This window comes from Vibrio sp. Vb339, from assembly GCF_902751245.1.
Lineage (GTDB): Bacteria > Pseudomonadota > Gammaproteobacteria > Enterobacterales > Vibrionaceae > Vibrio > Vibrio coralliirubri.
The window spans coordinates 986,557-1,003,091 of sequence record NZ_CADDIS010000002.1; the positions used below are offsets into that span (position 1 = coordinate 986,557).

The window sequence follows — 16,535 nt, forward strand, 5'->3', positions numbered from 1 at the left end:
GGCTCCTTTTTTTATTTATGCTATCACCCACGAGATGAAGACTGAACCCCTAAAAAACTAGGGGAATCCTTTGTCTGATAACTTGGCGTATCACACGTTATAAAGTAGTATTACCTCTCAAATTTATACCTATCAAAAAAGCGAATTATTAAGTATGGCAACTGATCCAAGACAACTTTTGGTAACTTGTGCGCTTCCGTACGCTAACGGCTCTATTCACCTTGGCCATATGCTTGAGCATATCCAAGCTGATATCTGGGTTCGATACCAGCGTCTACGTGGCAACACTGTAAACTTCATCTGTGCTGACGATGCTCACGGCACGCCAATTATGCTTAAAGCTCAACAGATGGGTATCACGCCAGAAGAGATGATCGCTGCTGTTAGTGAAGAGCACCAAAAAGACTTCGCTGGCTTTGATATCAGCTTTGATAACTACCACAGCACACACAGCGAAGAGAACCGTGAACTGGCTTCTCACATCTACCTAGAACTTAAAAAGAACGGCTTCATTTCTAGCCGTACTATTTCTCAGCTTTTCGATCCTGAGAAAGAGATGTTCCTACCAGACCGCTTCGTAAAAGGTACTTGCCCTAAGTGTAAGTCAGAAGACCAGTATGGTGATAACTGTGATAACTGTGGTGAGACATACAGCCCAACTGAGCTAATTAACCCTAAATCAGCGGTTTCTGGCGCAACTCCAGTAATGAAAGACTCTGAGCACTTCTTCTTCGACCTACCTCAGTTCGAAAGCATGCTTAAAGAGTGGACTCGTTCTGGCTCTCTACAGAATGAAACCGCAAACAAAATGCAGGAATGGTTTGAGTCTGGTCTGCAACAGTGGGATATCTCACGTGATGCACCTTACTTTGGCTTTGAAATCCCAGGCGAAAAAGACAAGTTCTTCTACGTATGGTTAGACGCACCTGTTGGCTACATGGCTTCTTTCAAGAACCTATGTGACAAGCGTGACGATCTAAACTTCGATGAATACTGGAAGAAAGACAGCACAACTGAGCTTTACCACTTCATCGGTAAAGACATCGTTTACTTCCACAGCCTATTCTGGCCAGCAATGCTAGACGGCGCAGGCTTCCGTAAGCCAAACAACGTATTCGTACACGGCTACGTAACAGTGAACGGTGCGAAGATGTCTAAGTCGAAAGGCACATTCATCAAAGCAAGCACGTACCTAAGCCACCTAGACCCTGAATGTCTACGTTACTACTACGCTGCGAAACTAAACAGCCGCATCGATGACTTAGATCTTAACCTTGAAGACTTCACTCAACGTGTAAACGCTGACGTAGTAAACAAGATTGTTAACCTAGCTTCTCGTAACGCTGGCTTCATTACTAAGCGTTTTGAAGGCAAGCTAGCTGCTGAATTTGCAGAACCTGAGCTATACAACGAATTCGTTGCTGCTGCTGAGCGTATCGGTGAGCTATACGAAACTCGTGAATTCAGCCGTGCTATCCGTGAAATCACGGCACTAGCGGATAAAGCTAACCAGTATATCGACGAAAAAGCACCTTGGGTTCTTGCAAAAGAAGAAGGCAAAGAAGCTGAGCTTCAACAAGTTTCTTCTGTAGGTATTAACCTATTCCGCGTACTGATGGCTTACCTGAAACCAGTGATGCCAGAGCTTGCAGCTCGCACTGAAGCTTTCCTAAACGAAGAGCTAACGTGGGAAGCGATTGCTACTCCGCTAACTGATCACGAGATCACTAAGTTCAAAGCGCTATTCAACCGTATTGATCCTAAGAAAGTGGAAGCAATGGTTGAGTCTTCTAAAGAAGATGCAGCCGCTGAAGCAGCAGCGAAAGAAAAAGCAGAAGCTGAAAAAGAGCAAGCAAGCCAAACTGAGCTAGACAAAGAGCCAATCGCAGACGAGATTGAGTTCGATGCCTTTGCTGCAGTAGACATGCGTATTGCTCGTATCATCTCTTGTGAAGAAGTACCAAAAGCGAACAAACTACTGAAGTTCCAACTGGACATCGGTGGTGAGACTCGCCAAGTATTCTCTGGTATCAAATCAGCATACAAACCTGAAGAGCTAGAAGGCAAACTAACTGTAATGGTAGCCAACCTAAAACCTCGTAAGATGAAGTTTGGTATGTCTGAAGGCATGATCCTAGCAGCAGGCCCTGGCGGCAGCGACCTATGGATCCTTGAGCCACACGAAGGTGCTCAACCTGGTATGCGTGTAATGTAATTCTGACTCCAGTCAGATAACAAGCACCCATCACTAAATCCCTAATGCATTTTTGACTTGAAAGAGTTAATCAGCATTGGGGATTTTTTATATCTACCGAAAATTAGCGTTCTCTGTTAGAGTCGCCGTCAACTATGCTATGTAGAGTAGAAATTGGTTCGTCGACAAAAATAGGCTAAACCAACACCTCTTTACTCTAAAACCCTTTTTAGGAATTTCCAGTGACTAACAACGAAATCTTGCGTCGTATTCAACACGCACTAAACCTTAAAAATGCACAAATCATCAAAGCTATCGAACAAGCTGATGTGACCGTTGCTCATGACCAAGTGATTAACTGGCTAAAAGACGACAACGACAAGTCATGCTCTAAGATGAAAGATAAAGAGTTAGCGGTATTCCTAAATGGTTTCATCAACCTTAAGCGTGGCAAAAAAGAAGGCGAGCAACCTAAACCTGAAGTTGCACTGACGAACAACATGATCTTCATGAAGCTTCGTATTGCATTAAACATGAAAGCAGAAGATGTTTTGGACGTACTAGAAGTGGTTGGCATTAGCTTGAGCAAGTACGAAATCGGCGCTTACTTCCGCAAGCCAGAAAACAAAAACTACAAAGTGTGTGAAGACCAGCTACTTTGCGATTTTCTAAACGGCGTGCAATTTACCAACCGCCCAGATTCAGAAGAGTTTGCGGGTTAAGTTGCTACTCCTAGATAAATTTTAAGTTGCTGCACATAGATAAATTACTCGTCATAGGTAAGTAACTGACCCACGGATAATTTTCTAGTAACGACAGATAAATAAAAAGCGGCGAGATAATTCAATTATCTCGCCGCTTTTTCGTTTTCTTTACGTCACTGACTAAACAGGAACAACAATAGTAAACCTATGGCTTAGCTGTCGTCTTCAGTGAAGTTCGTTGGCAATGTCGTTTTCATTTCATTCCAAACTTGTGCACTTGCGATACCGTAGTTACGAATCACTAATGGCAACGTTTCGCGCTCACCACTTTCACAGATAATGAACAGCTCTTTATAAAAGTCCATCGCTAAACGTCGTGCTTCTGGGTTAGAGAAGTAGTAACTACCGATACGGTCATACAGTTTACGCACACCGTTAAAGATTAGGCCATAAATCTGGTTGCCTGAGTGGAATGCCAAACGTTGGAAAAGCATGTAATCATAGAAGTTGAAAGTCTTCGCGATTAAGATCGTCTGACGTTTCGCTTCATCTTTTTCTGAATCTTCTTTTACCGCTTGTTTGATCTTGTCAGCGTATGGCGACGATTCTAGGAACTCATCCCAAGTTGGTGCCGCAAGTAGCGCTTCACAAGATTCAATCACGTTACTGATAGTACGCTCTGAAGCTTCTTTGTTTGCTTTGAATGCATAACGCATAAAGATCGGGCTGATATTAGTACGAGCAGCGAGCAGGTCTTCTACCATTTTGCTTGCGTTATCAACGTCCAACGTCATTAGCGTATCAAGGATATGAAGACCTGAGGTTTCCATAAACTGGTTAACTTTAGTGGGTTTGCCGTGTTGGATTGTCAACCAACCATCACGAGCAAGACGTTGTAGTACTTCACGAAGCGTAGTACGTGTAACACCAATCAGCTCAGAAAGCTCACGCTCTGCGGGCAAGATAGAACCTGGAGGGAAACGGCCATTCCAAATACTTTCAATGATATACTTCTCTGCAAATCCTGCCGGGCTCTTCGCCTTAATGACCATCTACACTTCAATCCAATTTAATTATTCTGTTCTAATTTACTCATCATACCACTAGTTCACACCTAGCGGAAACACCCTCAAAAATTTTACTCACCCTAAATACCATTAGAGTTATAACTCTAAAGTTCAGCACGCGTTTGCACCTCAGGTTTGTAAAGCAAGCGACTCTAAACCACCATTTCAACAAACCGTTAACACAACAAATTTTCTTTAAAATCAATGAGATTGGTCATATTTTTAAAGCTATTAATTTGCAATATTAAGTTGTAATAATCATATATAAGTCGTCGTTATTCTGTAATTTTCAATCATTTCGCTGAAATATTGATTCTAGTCGGTTTTTATCACATTTTAAGTGGTATGCTTGCGCTACTTTGATCGCGTTTCTCAACAAAAAAGAGGTATTTTTAGTGCTACAGGGCTTTTCCTGTTGACTAAATGTTATCTAAGAGTAGAGTTGCGCTCAAAAATAAGCAGTGCTTGAGTTTCTAAGGGAGTGACTTGGCAAGACCACAGAACATTACATGGAATGTAGTTTTTCTAAGTCACTGTTAGTTATAGTTTTTAACAATTTCTATAGCTCGATTCTCAAAATGTTGTATTGCTTGTCTATTCATAATCAACATAAAAGAGTATTAACATGCCGATGTCTCTCGGAAACGCTTTTATCAAGAACTTCCTTGGTAAAGCTCCTGATTGGTATAAACTTGCCATCATTTCCTTTTTAATCATCAACCCGTTTGTTTTCTTCCTAGTTGACCCATTTGTTGCGGGCTGGCTATTGGTGGTTGAGTTTATTTTCACTCTAGCTATGGCTCTCAAATGCTACCCACTTCAACCGGGTGGTCTATTAGCTATTCAAGCAGTCGCCATTGGCATGACCAAACCAGAAATGGTTTATCACGAGCTGCAAGCAAACCTTCCTGTATTACTCTTGCTCGTATTCATGGTTGCTGGCATTTACTTCATGAAAGAACTGCTTTTGTTCATTTTCACGAAGATCTTGCTTGGCATCCAATCTAAAATTTTACTCTCTGTTGCCTTCTGTGTTGCTGCCGCTTTCTTATCAGCATTCCTAGATGCACTAACAGTAATCGCCGTAGTTATTAGCGTTGCGGTCGGCTTCTACTCTATCTACCACAAGGTTGCATCAGGCAAGGGCACAACGTCTTCGCACGATCATACTCATGATGAAGAGATCTCAGAGCTAACTCGTGATGACCTAGAAAACTACCGTGCTTTCCTACGTTCACTGCTTATGCACGCTGGTGTGGGTACAGCACTGGGTGGTGTAATGACCATGGTAGGTGAACCACAAAACTTAGTCATTGCTAAGCAAGCAGGTTGGGAGTTCGGTGAATTTATCATCCGTATGCTGCCAGTAACACTGCCTGTTTTCTTCTGCGGTATTTTAACTTGTGCACTTGTCGAGAAATTCAAAGTGTTTGGTTACGGTGCTGAGCTACCAATGAATGTTCGCCAAATCTTAGTTGAGTTTGACAACAAAGAACGTGCAAACCGTACAAAGCAAGACGTAGCAAAGCTATGGGTTCAGAGTGCAATCGCAGTTTGGCTGATTGTTGGCCTTGCGCTTCACGTTGCTGAAGTAGGTTTGATTGGCCTTTCAGTGATCATCTTGGCAACGGCATTTACTGGTGTAATTGAAGAGCACTCGATGGGTAAAGCCTTTGAAGAAGCACTGCCATTTACTGCACTTCTTGCTGTCTTTTTCGCTGTCGTTGCGGTAATCATTGATCAAGGGCTATTTAAGCCAGTAATCGATGCTGTACTTCACGTTGAAGATAAAGGCGCACAGCTCGCACTCTTCTATGTTGCCAACGGTATTCTATCGATGGTTTCAGATAACGTGTTCGTCGGTACGGTTTACATCAACGAAGTGAAAACTGCACTGGTTGAAGGCATCATCACTCGCGATCAGTTCGACCTACTTGCTGTTGCTATCAACACGGGTACTAACCTACCTTCTGTTGCTACGCCAAACGGCCAGGCTGCATTCCTATTCCTATTAACATCAGCACTTGCTCCGTTAATTCGACTGTCTTACGGCCGCATGGTTATCATGGCGTTGCCATACACCATCGTATTGGCACTTGTTGGCCTAGCGGGCATTGTGTTCTTCGTAGAGCCAATGACAGCATGGTTCTATGATGCAGGTTGGATCATTCAACGCACAGGTGAAGTCGTTGCTCCAGTTATCTCTGGTGGTCATTAAGCTCAACACTGTGTCGCAAACCACATTAAGTATAACTAACTAATCAAAAATATTAGTTGATTAGGAAACTTATCCAAGATAAAAAGCTCTGAGTAATCAGGGCTTTTTTATTTTATAGACGGGATTCAATTCGTGAACTTTTTAGCAATGATCAAAGACTTCTCTAAGGGACGTTTATCTTGGCTTTTACTGCTGGCTTTTATTGTCTTTTTTGAGGCATGCGCTCTCTTCTTCCAACACGTGATGATGCTTGGCCCTTGCGTAATGTGCATCTATGAGCGCGTTGCTATGCTTGCTATCGGTGTTGCTGCAATCATTGGTGCTATTGCCCCTCATAACCCAATATCACGTTGGTTAGGCCTTGCTGGCTGGGGGTTTGGCGCATACAAAGGTTTGACGCTGGCTTTAGAACACGTTGACTACCAGTTTAATCCGTCTCCTTTTGCTACTTGTGATCTGTTCGTGACCTTCCCAAGCTGGGCGCCTTTAAATCAATGGGCTCCGTGGATGTTTGAGGCTTACGGCGACTGCAGCAAAGTTGTGTGGCAGTTCTTAGAGCTTTCAATGCCACAGTGGCTGGTGATTATCTTCGCGGGCAACTTAGTTGCTTTCGGTTTTGTAGTGATTTCTCAATTCGTTAAATCAAAGAATGACTAATAATTAGCTCATCATGTTCAGAAACGAAAAAGTCGACCCAAAGGTCGACTTTTTTTATTACTTAAGCTTTTGAACATATTAAGAGAGTCTGTTATTCACTCAAACTAAGTTGCTCAACAAGCCGTGATTAGCTGTTTTTACCGCAGCATTGTTTAAACTTCTTGCCGCTTTCACAAGGGCAAAGATCGTTTCGACCAATATCTTTAAACGGGTTCACGCTCTGCGATTTATTGCCCAACATAGCTTCATCCGCTGCCATTGCTACTTCTGAGATCATCAGATCGACTTGACCCACTAAATCGGCAAGCGATGGTGGGTTAGTAAGTCCTGCAGCGATCATTTGCTGTTGAGTTTGCTCTTCATCAATCGCAAGCATCAAGGTTGTTAGAAGCGCTTGCAACATGCGTAGAGTGCCATCCGCGACTGTTACGCTCTGCCACTGCTCTTCCACTGTTGGCCAAACCATCATGAAGCCTTCAGAAAAATCAGCGAACTGTTCGTTAAAGTCACCTTCAGCCAGTACGTCTGTTAATAGGTATTCATTACGCTGAATCAGGTTGTGCTGGCGATTAATCTGTTCTGTCACCGTTGTGACCAGCTCTTTACCCGCTTCAGGCGCAACGATAGCCAGCCACTCTTCTGGATCAAGAGGCTTGGTCGCTAAGTTAGAGGCAAGGATTGCACCTTCCATAAACTGCGGAGTAATGTCAGTGATTGATTCTGGTAGGCTTAATAATTGATATGTCATGAAAGCTCTGGATATTGGGAATTTTCGATATTATAACGCCATCCCCGCTAAGATGTCGCCAAGCACTTTTCTCTATTTCCTCGCCAATTACATTACGCAAACCATTGCTATTCAAATATCATCGGCATTTCACTTATTTCGCTTTGATAATCAGAATATTAGGTGTAAAAACGCCCTTTGAAACATTTTGTTACATACAGGCGTGTTCATCATGAAATCAAAATCCCAAGGTTTTACATTACTCGAGCTTATTGTGGTGGTCGTTATTCTAGGAGTATTAGCGGTAACCGCTGCACCTCGTTTTCTGGGTGTTCAACGAGATGCTCATGAAGCCTTAGCACAAGGAGCGTTTGCAGCATTCCGAAACAGCGTCGACATGTATCACTCGCAATGGCTTGTCGATGGTGAGCCTGCTTTTGATCAAGTGGTCAACTATGGACAGGGTGATGTCTACCCTTCTTCTGCGGGATTTCCATTCGCAGTCGGTGATGCGCCAGTCAGTGCTGGTGTAGGTTTATCTGGTAACGATTGTGTAGAGCTTTGGAATGCACTAATGACTACAGACCTAACAATAAGAGCTCATGGAAGTTCCGTTTTTCCATCAGAAGAGAATATCGTCGGGTGGTACACAGCAGATCCAAGCTGCTATTACTATTATACGAGCGGCTTTTCATTTGGTGAAGATATCCCTAGACTTAATTACTTCCCGCTAACCGGAGAAGTAACCATTACTGCAGATAGTCCTAGCTCATAGTGACAATTCTGTAAGCACACCGTACAATCACGCCTCGAATTTTTCGGTTCATTCAGTTTTGGTAAAGCAGCATGCGCGTAATACTTGGCCCTATGGAGGGCGTTCTAGACCACCTAATGCGTGAAATTCTCACAGAGATCAATGATTACGATCTCTGTGTCACAGAGTTTGTGCGCGTCGTGGATCAACTTCTTCCCCCGCATGTGTTCCACCGTATTTGCCCAGAGCTACATCAAGGCTCTCAGACCATGGCTGGTGTGCCAATCCATCTCCAGCTTTTAGGTCAACACCCAAATTGGATGGCAGAGAATGCTTTTCAAGCTGCTAGCTTAGGCGCTAAAGGGATTGACCTTAATTTTGGTTGCCCAGCAAAGGCGGTAAACAAAAGCAATGGTGGTGCGTCACTGCTAAAAGAACCAGAGCTCATCTATCAAGTGGTGAACGCCTGCCGAGAAGCAGTACCTGCACACATTCCTGTATCCGCAAAGATTCGATTAGGTTGGGAGCATCCGGAAGAGTGCTTTGAAATCGTCGATGCCATCGAACAAGCAAAAGCTGACGAACTCACCGTGCATGCAAGAACCAAAGTTGGCGGCTACAAAGCCAGCGAAATCAAGTGGGATTTCATCAATCAAATCAGAGAAAAAACGTCTCTACCGTTGATTGCTAATGGGGAAATCTGGAACTATCAAGATGGTCAAGATTGCATAGAAGCAACAGGCGTCGATTCATTGATGGTCTGCCGTGGTGCTTTCAATATTCCAAACCTTGGTAACGTCGTTAAGCACAACCACCACAAAATGCCGTGGGATAAAGTCATTGAACTTTTGCTGCGCTATTCAGAGTTTCAAATTAAAGGGGACAAAGGCATGTACTACCCCAATAGAGTGAAGCAGTGGTTTGTTTATCTAAGTAAAGGCTACCCTGAAGCAAACGAACTGTTTAAAGAAATTCGTACTTTCAAGAAGGCGCCGCCGATTGTAGAACGCCTCCAACGTTATCAAGAAGAACGCCGCCAACCTGTTTAAGATTGTGTTTAGGGTTAAGCCCCTAACGATACAAACGTGTTTACCGGCGCAAATAAGCTTTGCTTGGTAGATACGTTGGCTCTTCCCTCTTTCATTTCATTTTCATACAAAGCATCGATCCAATAACGTAGCTAGAATTCAAGACGGTCTTTACCCGTCGTCTTAGCCACGTACAGCTTTTCATCGGCGTACTTAAATATCTCATCGAAGTTAAGTTTACTTTGCTCAGTTTCAACAATGCAGACACCGCCAGATACCGTAAATCCATTTGGAATAATGTCGGCTGAAGTGGAACAAATCGCATTCTTCACTCGCTCTAATGTTCTCATCAGAGTTTCACGATCTTCGCCTTTCATGTAAACGACAAACTCTTCACCGCCAAACCGCGCTGCAACGTCACTGCTTCGAATACTGTTACTGATCTGACGCGACATATAACGAATCACATCATCACCCTTATCGTGGCCGTAGGTGTCGTTAATTGACTTAAAATCATCGATATCGAAGACGGTTAAGGCAAACAGTTGATCGTGCTCTACGCTGCGCCAGAACGCTTCTAAGCCACGACGATTCAATAACCCTGTCATAGGATCTTTGGCTGCGAGATCTTTGAAGTAACCACGTTCAATATTGGAATTGACGTAGAAGAAGATGGTTACAGAGAACAGATACACAATGATGGCAACAATAAGGCTGTCTTTCTCGTAGACGAAAAAGTGTTCAACCTCTTTCGCTATGTCTAACTCGTAGTACATCGCATGGTGAGACGCGACACCATCTAGTTTGATCTCGTGATAAAAAGCCGCAGAATCTACCGGGGTCGCTAAAGTGGTATCAATGATATCGATCCGACCTGCAAGATGTTCATTAGAGTTTGCAAGCAGCTTGTCAGCGTCAATATCAACCGAAAGCATCCCTTGATGCACACCTTGGTGGAACACAGGGATCGTCATACTGATCATTAGGTCTAGAGACTCAAATCGGTAAGCAGGGCCAGTTAGTGTTAATTGTTCTGGATTGTTGGCTGTTTTTTGCCAATAGGGACGACTTTTTATGGTCGAAAGCAATTCCTTGCTCAGTTTCTTAGCAAAACCTTCAGGCGACGAGATCACATAACCACGCGTATCAATAAAGTGCACACCGTTATGGAACTCATCAAGTTGGGATAAGAATGAAAGAATTGGCGCAAGAGCAATCTTCTCAGATGCACTTTTGTAGCTGTCACTGGTTTCGGAACAAAGGGACTCTTCACCGACCAACATATAGTCGATATCGACAGAAGGGATGTCTGAGGTTTTACCATCAGCGAGAAGTAACACGTCGATCGGCCAAATTTGGCAAAGACCATCCACAACTTGTTTGTTGTGATCAAGAAAGAGAGGGTTTCCTGATTTGTAGTAGTTGGAGAAGCTGTAGTCTAGGGCTGTCACCACCTTTGTGGTTCGTTTGAACACCTCTTCAATACGTTGGAATTCACTGCCAATGTCTTTCTTCACCAAATCAAAATGATTCTTTCCTATTAGGCCAAGTAACATTGCGGCGATCACAGCGGGAAACCCGAAGACAAAGGTTAGGCTAAAGTGCCTATTTACTTTCATATAATGTGCTCTTAGCGTTCAGCTATTTTCATTTACCCCATTAATATTATTACATTAATTGCCATTTTCCTCGAGGTAAAAGAGTGTAAATTGATATGAATCGAGCCTAAGTATTGAACAGACAATTCCTTTTATAAAACTAACCCTGCATGAAGCAGGGTTAGATGAGATTGTTTAAGTCATTTTAAAATTCAAAGATTTACCACATCAAAAATCTTCGCTTGCATCGGTGGAACAAGAATATCAATGGCTCCATTAGTAATCGGCACGCTCTTCTCCTTGCCTTGCAAATTAACCAACTCTCCTTGTTCATATCCAAGCATCCACACAGGCAAAGACAATGCCTTTTCATTTTGGGATAGGTTGAGCACAACCAGTGTTTTTTCACCCTTGAGACTGCGGGCAAAAACTAACGTCTCAGCGTCACAATACAGCTCGAGATAGGCACCACTTTGTAAGCTGCGACGTTCTGTTCTCAGTTTTATCAACGCTTGATGGAATGGGAACCAAGACGAAGAATCTTCATCTCCCCATGGGAAGCATCTGCGGTTATCTGGGTCTTGCCCCCCTTCTAAACCGACTTCTGTTCCGTAGTATAAACACGGAGTTCCAACATAGGTAAACAACAACGTCAAAACCAGCTTTTGCTTAGCTTGGTCGCCCCCTAGCAGCGTCAGTAGGCGAGCTGTATCATGGCTGTCCAGTTGATTCAGTTGCGATAACTGATTCAACCAAGGAACCTTAGCTCTCGCTTCAGCTAACCAATCAGAGAAAGCGAACATATCAATGTCAATCGGCTCGTACGCGATGTCTTGTTTCGCCAATAACGCACGTACTGGGTGAGCGAAACCATAATAGTTCATCGACCCATCTTCTTGTGCACCTTGTAGCCATGATGTGGCCTCAAAGAAATGCTCTCCCAAGATGTAGGCCTCAGGGTTCTCTGCTTTCGCTGAATTCCGAAATGCCTCTACATAGTACGCATTGTTATAAGCGCCCTCACCCTCGCCTAACATGTGAATCACATCGAAGCGCCAACCATCGACATTATAAGGTGCTTTCAACCAATGCTTTATCACAGAGTCTTGCGACTGATATATGTAATCTCGCACGGAAGCGTTAGAAAAGTTTAAGACTGGAAGCGAACTGATCCCTTTCCAGCCGACATATTGCTGAGGGTTGTCAGGGTCGAAAAAGTAGTAGTCGTGAAATGCCGAGCCTGGGTGGCCATAGGCACCCGAGCTTGTCACTTTCATCTTATCGAACCAAGGGTGCTCGACAGAGGTGTGATTAAACACAGCATCCAGAACGACTCTCATATCACGCTTGTGGATGTCCTCTGAAAGTGCAGCAAAGTCGTCATTGGTTCCAAAATGCGAGTCGATGTTGTAGTAATCCGTTGTATCGTATTTATGATTACTAGGCGACTGAAAAATTGGATTGAGATACAGCGCGGTGATGCCTAGATCTTGTAGATAATCTAACTTGCTATGAATGCCTACAAGGTCACCACCGAAGAACTCTGCGGCGCCGGTTCCATTATGTCCTTCGACAGCGTCGCCCCACTCTTTCACCACAACATCTAAGGTGTTTTCTTTTAGGCGATGTTCCCCAGATTTGACGCTAATGCTCGGGTTTCCGTTACAAAAACGTTCAGGGAAGATTTGATAGAAGACTTGCTCTGACACCCATTCTGGTGGCTGATGTTGGCTATTAAACTTAAAGTGAAATTCACGACTCGAAACACGGCTGTGAACACCTTTCGCATCCAGCCAGTATTGTCCCTTTAAATCGACAAGCTTGAACGCATAGTGCGTAACACTTCTGTCTGTATTAACAGGAAAAGAAACCTGCCAAAGCGTCAACCGACCTTGTGTACCCACCTTTGTCATATCGAGCAGGTACTCTTCGTTATCTGGCTCGTGCCTCAACTGAACCTTATTCCAGTCATTGCGTTCAGACAATAATGTTACGGTTAATACGCCGTCTTTTTCATAGAAGTAGTCAGAAGTTTGAGCATGAAAGATAAATGGTTTCATAGCGGTTCTCGAGCAATGTTCAATTTGCTTAAGATATGAAAAATTTCATTGACCACAATGAGAAAAATAACATCCGTTAAAGTAGATCACGTTTTGTAGATCCACTTTGTTTACAGTAAGTCGATTTCTCTCAAAATGATCAATTGAGTCACCCATTTGAGAAAGGGATATCAAATTTGGAATTGCGCCATCAGCGGCTAATGACCGCACGATCAATCACAGATTGAGGCACTGTCACGCCAAGCTCACGTGCAGCATCTAGGTTCACCACCAGCTGAGAGCTCTGCGCAGTTTTGACACTCAGCTTCCCCGGCTTCTGTCCGTCCAGAATGGCAACCACATAATCCGCGGTCTGAACCCCAACATCATAATAATCTAGACCTAAACCAGCAATCGCTCCCTTCCCGACATAAGACGTTGCTCCTGCAACCACAGGTGTGCCAGCTTGATTTGCAGCGTCTATGAGCCCTTCCATACCGCTTGCAACCGTATTATCGGTCAAGGCATAGATAACATCAGACTTCTTAGCAATGGATTCTGCTTTTGCTTCGACATCGTCAACAGTCAGCGCTTTTTCGGTGTGAAGTGTATAACCGAAATCTCGAGTTGCCTTTCTCAATAACCCAACTAACGCAACGGCATTCGCTTCCGCAGGGTTATAAACCACACCGATTGAACTTGCCTTAGGAAGAAGCTCTTTGATCAAAGAGACATGTTGAATGATTGGAGAGAGATCAGAAAGCCCCGTGACATTCCGGCCCGGTTTTTCTAGCTGTTTGACCAGCCTAGCGCCGATAGGATCCGTAACCGCGGTAAAAACAATCGGTATCGAACGGGTTGCCGAAACCAAAGCTTGTGAAGTCGGTGTCGCGATACCAACAAGTACATGAGGATTTTCACTGACGAGCTCTCTGGCAATCTTGGCTGCCTGAGCCGGGTTACCATTCGCCATTTCATAGGAGAATTCTAAGTTCTTACCGGGTTCATAACCCTTGGCTTTCAATCCTTCAAGAAGCCCTAGACGTGTCGCATTCAGATCTGGATGGTCAACAACTTGTGAAACCGACACTTTGGCAACGTTTGCCATTACATTGCCAGTCCATAGCAACATCAAGCAACTTAAAACCGCTGCCAATACCTTTCTTACAGAACTCATTATCGCTCCCTGAATCAAGCTCTACCCGTCATTACTCGCTCAAAGAGAACAACATCAAAATCACTATTGACATTATTACCAGTAACCATTGATAACTTGAAGTGATATTTAACAAAAATACAACAAGGCTCGAGTTATGTGAGAAAGGTTATATTGACTTCGGAGGAAGGTAAGAAACCAAGTGAATAAGGACAGGCAAGCTAAACGGAAAGTAAGCGAGGTAACAAAGAGAGGAGCAAATCTGAGAACAAGCTATAGAGGATGAATAGTTGTTCTCAGACAAGAGGGAGAGCTGGGATTCTTTAGAACCAACGCTCCATTGAGGACTTATCTAACTGACGAAAGGCTCGATTTAAAATGATTGCCAATTCTTTATAGCGAGGGCGCGGCTTCATAGGCTCTAACGCAAAACCCGTTTCAGTGATCTTTTCATGCAGTTCGCGGTACCACGATACTAGCGCCGGCGGAAGTTGTGTATTCGAGCGATTGCCCAACCACCACATGCCTTGAAGCGGCAAGCTGATCGCAAACAAAGCCATAACCACGGCCTGTGGCATCGCTTGGTAATTATTAAAGACCATTTGTGTAAGAACACTGATAGCAGCAATCGCAGGCATCACTTTCACGCCAAAACGGGTCGCTTTAATAATGCGCTGTTCTGGGAAGATCGCGTTTAACTCTTTTCGGACGGGCCAGAGATCCATGTACTTTTGGCCATCTTTTAAACTACTAGCTAAACCAACTCTATTGCTCATATGAGTCTCCCATTAAAAAAAAGTTGAAATCATCAACTAAAAACACAAAAATTTGACGAAAAATAATATTCTTTCAAATTTTTTTGTTATATTTGCACAATATCGCTATTATTTGCAGACCTCAATCTCATTGTTGCCCTTATTTACAATTTAAGCAACTTTGAGAAGACTTCTGCAAGGAATGCACAAGCCTCTTTTTGATAAAGAGCGCTTTCACTTTATACGGAAATTAACGTTTTTTTGACCAAGGTTAGTACGCAAGCCTATGTGCTTCGGCTATTCTTGAGATTAATTTTCATCCTTAACTGATTTCGATCAGAAAAATAAACAGGTAGTCATTAATGTCTAAGCTAGTTTTAGTTTTAAACTGTGGTAGTTCTTCTCTTAAATTCGCTGTTGTTGATGCAGAAACAGGTGCAGAGCACCTAACTGGTCTTGCTGAGTGTCTAGGTCTTCCAGAAGCTCGTATGAAGTGGAAACTTGATGGCAAGCATGAAGCACAACTAGGCGCGGGCGCAGCTCACGTAGAAGCACTATCTTTCATGGTAGAAACTATTCTTGCTTCTAAGCCTGAGCTTAAAGCTAACCTTGGCGCGATCGGTCACCGTATCGTACACGGTGGCGAGCAGTTCACTTCTTCTGCACTTATCACTGATGAAGTTCTTAAGGGTATTCAAGACGCTGCGACTTTCGCACCTCTTCACAACCCAGCTCACCTTATCGGTATCGAAGCGGCTCAACAGAACTTCCCTGGTCTACAAAACGTTGCTGTATTTGACACTGCGTTCCACCAAACAATGCCTTCTGAGTCTTACCTATACGCTCTACCGTACAACCTGTACAAAGAGCACGGCATCCGTCGTTACGGCATGCACGGTACTTCTCACCTATTCATCACTCGTGAAGTTGCAGGCCTACTAAACAAGCCAGTTGAAGAAGTTAACATCATCAACTGTCACCTAGGTAACGGCGCTTCTGTTTGTGCTATCAAGAACGGTCAATCTGTAGATACTTCTATGGGTCTTACTCCTCTTGAAGGTCTTGTAATGGGTACTCGTTGTGGTGACCTAGATCCTGCGATCATCTTCCACCTACACGACGCTCTTGGTTACTCTGTTGAAGAAATCAACAACATGCTAACTAAAGAGTCTGGTCTTGCTGGTCTAACTGAAGTGACTTCTGACTGTCGTTTCGTTGAAGACAACTACGGTGAGAAAGAAGAAGCAACTCGTGCAATGGACGTGTTCTGTCACCGCCTAGCTAAGTACGTAGCTGGTTACACTGCAACTCTAGAAGGTCGTCTAGACGCAATCACTTTCACTGGCGGCATCGGCGAGAACTCTGGCCCAATCCGTGAAATGGTTCTTAACCGCCTAGGCATCTTCGGCATCGAAGTTGACGGTGAAGCAAACCTTAAAGCTCGTTTCGGCGGCGAAGGTACTATCACTACAGCTAACAGCCGTATCCCTGCAATGGTTATCTCTACTAACGAAGAGCTAGTAATTGCTGAAGACACTGCGAAACTAGCAGGTCTTTAATTGATTTTCCTGACTAGCTTCACTCGAAGCTAGTCAGTTTTTCATATCAAGAAAATGGGGCTCAACTTCTATTCCTACC

General features: G+C 43.7%; 13 protein-coding genes. 7 read left to right on the forward strand and 6 right to left on the reverse strand.

Features of this window, described 5'->3' with window-relative positions:
* Positions 1 to 154 precede the first annotated feature (154 nt).
* Both metG and HRQ85_RS13085 read left to right on the forward strand, forming a co-directional pair.
* Positions 155 to 2,215, forward strand: coding sequence for a methionine--tRNA ligase (metG, locus tag HRQ85_RS13080; RefSeq protein ID WP_172379808.1), 2,061 nt, complete (start codon positions 155 to 157; stop codon positions 2,213 to 2,215).
* A gap of 221 nt (positions 2,216 to 2,436) precedes the next feature.
* The gene (locus HRQ85_RS13085; protein ID WP_010437231.1) at positions 2,437 to 2,916 is read left to right on the forward strand and encodes a DUF1456 family protein; all 480 of its coding nucleotides are present in this window, start codon (positions 2,437 to 2,439) and stop codon (positions 2,914 to 2,916) included.
* Between the two features lie 194 nt (positions 2,917 to 3,110).
* Here the strand turns inward: HRQ85_RS13085 and fadR are convergent, their stop codons facing one another.
* Complete coding sequence (fadR, locus tag HRQ85_RS13090) at positions 3,111 to 3,950, reverse strand: fatty acid metabolism transcriptional regulator FadR (protein WP_017062161.1); 840 nt, start codon at positions 3,948 to 3,950, stop codon at positions 3,111 to 3,113.
* A gap of 640 nt (positions 3,951 to 4,590) precedes the next feature.
* Between fadR and nhaB the strand changes: the two genes are divergently transcribed.
* Positions 4,591 to 6,183 carry a Na(+)/H(+) antiporter NhaB gene (gene nhaB / locus HRQ85_RS13095; protein WP_086774988.1) on the forward strand — a complete coding sequence of 531 codons (1,593 nt, stop codon included), beginning with the start codon at positions 4,591 to 4,593 and terminating at the stop codon, positions 6,181 to 6,183.
* A gap of 147 nt (positions 6,184 to 6,330) precedes the next feature.
* Positions 6,331 to 6,840: a disulfide bond formation protein DsbB gene (dsbB, locus tag HRQ85_RS13100; RefSeq protein WP_050620963.1), complete on the forward strand. Its 510-nt coding sequence runs from the start codon at positions 6,331 to 6,333 to the stop codon at positions 6,838 to 6,840.
* A 127-nt stretch (positions 6,841 to 6,967) separates the two neighbouring features.
* On the opposite strand, the gene HRQ85_RS13105 is transcribed toward dsbB, so the two are convergent.
* The gene (locus HRQ85_RS13105) at positions 6,968 to 7,588 is read right to left on the reverse strand and encodes a YecA/YgfB family protein (RefSeq protein WP_048613192.1); all 621 of its coding nucleotides are present in this window, start codon (positions 7,586 to 7,588) and stop codon (positions 6,968 to 6,970) included.
* A 211-nt stretch (positions 7,589 to 7,799) separates the two neighbouring features.
* On the opposite strand from HRQ85_RS13105, the gene HRQ85_RS13110 reads away from it, so the two are divergent.
* Both HRQ85_RS13110 and dusC read left to right on the forward strand, forming a co-directional pair.
* A complete protein-coding gene (locus HRQ85_RS13110) occupies positions 7,800 to 8,342 on the forward strand; it encodes a prepilin-type N-terminal cleavage/methylation domain-containing protein (protein ID WP_172379809.1) in 543 nt (180 codons plus the stop codon).
* Between the two features lie 71 nt (positions 8,343 to 8,413).
* Positions 8,414 to 9,370, forward strand: a complete 957-nt coding sequence (dusC, locus tag HRQ85_RS13115) for a tRNA dihydrouridine(16) synthase DusC (RefSeq protein WP_122081790.1) — start codon at positions 8,414 to 8,416, stop codon at positions 9,368 to 9,370.
* 131 nt (positions 9,371 to 9,501) lie between these two features.
* Here the strand turns inward: dusC and HRQ85_RS13120 are convergent, their stop codons facing one another.
* The 4 genes from HRQ85_RS13120 to yfbV form a co-directional block, all read right to left on the reverse strand.
* Positions 9,502 to 10,968 (reverse strand): GGDEF domain-containing protein, encoded by a 1,467-nt coding sequence (locus HRQ85_RS13120; RefSeq protein ID WP_172379810.1) that lies wholly within the window; start codon positions 10,966 to 10,968, stop codon positions 9,502 to 9,504.
* 191 nt (positions 10,969 to 11,159) lie between these two features.
* Positions 11,160 to 13,007, reverse strand: coding sequence for a maltodextrin glucosidase (gene malZ, locus HRQ85_RS13125; protein WP_172379811.1), 1,848 nt, complete (start codon positions 13,005 to 13,007; stop codon positions 11,160 to 11,162).
* A 190-nt stretch (positions 13,008 to 13,197) separates the two neighbouring features.
* The gene (locus HRQ85_RS13130; RefSeq protein ID WP_172379812.1) at positions 13,198 to 14,163 is read right to left on the reverse strand and encodes an ABC transporter substrate-binding protein; all 966 of its coding nucleotides are present in this window, start codon (positions 14,161 to 14,163) and stop codon (positions 13,198 to 13,200) included.
* A 302-nt stretch (positions 14,164 to 14,465) separates the two neighbouring features.
* Entirely contained in the window at positions 14,466 to 14,918 is a 453-nt protein-coding gene (gene yfbV / locus HRQ85_RS13135; protein WP_017062168.1) for a terminus macrodomain insulation protein YfbV, read from the reverse strand.
* A 341-nt stretch (positions 14,919 to 15,259) separates the two neighbouring features.
* Between yfbV and HRQ85_RS13140 the strand changes: the two genes are divergently transcribed.
* Positions 15,260 to 16,456, forward strand: a complete 1,197-nt coding sequence (locus HRQ85_RS13140; RefSeq protein WP_017107306.1) for an acetate kinase — start codon at positions 15,260 to 15,262, stop codon at positions 16,454 to 16,456.
* Positions 16,457 to 16,535: the final 79 nt, after the last annotated feature.

Excerpts from the sequence above, each read along its gene's own strand:
- metG (WP_172379808.1), top strand. The coding sequence starts at position 155 with ATGGCAACTGATCCAAGACAACTTTTGGTAACTTGTGCGCTTCCGTAC.
- fadR (WP_017062161.1), bottom strand. The coding sequence starts at position 3,950 with ATGGTCATTAAGGCGAAGAGCCCGGCAGGATTTGCAGAGAAGTATATC.
- nhaB (WP_086774988.1), top strand. The coding sequence starts at position 4,591 with ATGCCGATGTCTCTCGGAAACGCTTTTATCAAGAACTTCCTTGGTAAA.
- dsbB (WP_050620963.1), top strand. The coding sequence starts at position 6,331 with ATGATCAAAGACTTCTCTAAGGGACGTTTATCTTGGCTTTTACTGCTG.
- HRQ85_RS13105 (WP_048613192.1), bottom strand. The coding sequence starts at position 7,588 with ATGACATATCAATTATTAAGCCTACCAGAATCAATCACTGACATTACT.
- HRQ85_RS13110 (WP_172379809.1), top strand. The coding sequence starts at position 7,800 with ATGAAATCAAAATCCCAAGGTTTTACATTACTCGAGCTTATTGTGGTG.
- dusC (WP_122081790.1), top strand. The coding sequence starts at position 8,414 with ATGCGCGTAATACTTGGCCCTATGGAGGGCGTTCTAGACCACCTAATG.
- HRQ85_RS13120 (WP_172379810.1), bottom strand. The coding sequence starts at position 10,968 with ATGAAAGTAAATAGGCACTTTAGCCTAACCTTTGTCTTCGGGTTTCCC.
- malZ (WP_172379811.1), bottom strand. The coding sequence starts at position 13,007 with ATGAAACCATTTATCTTTCATGCTCAAACTTCTGACTACTTCTATGAA.
- HRQ85_RS13130 (WP_172379812.1), bottom strand. The coding sequence starts at position 14,163 with ATGAGTTCTGTAAGAAAGGTATTGGCAGCGGTTTTAAGTTGCTTGATG.
- yfbV (WP_017062168.1), bottom strand. The coding sequence starts at position 14,918 with ATGAGCAATAGAGTTGGTTTAGCTAGTAGTTTAAAAGATGGCCAAAAG.
- HRQ85_RS13140 (WP_017107306.1), top strand. The coding sequence starts at position 15,260 with ATGTCTAAGCTAGTTTTAGTTTTAAACTGTGGTAGTTCTTCTCTTAAA.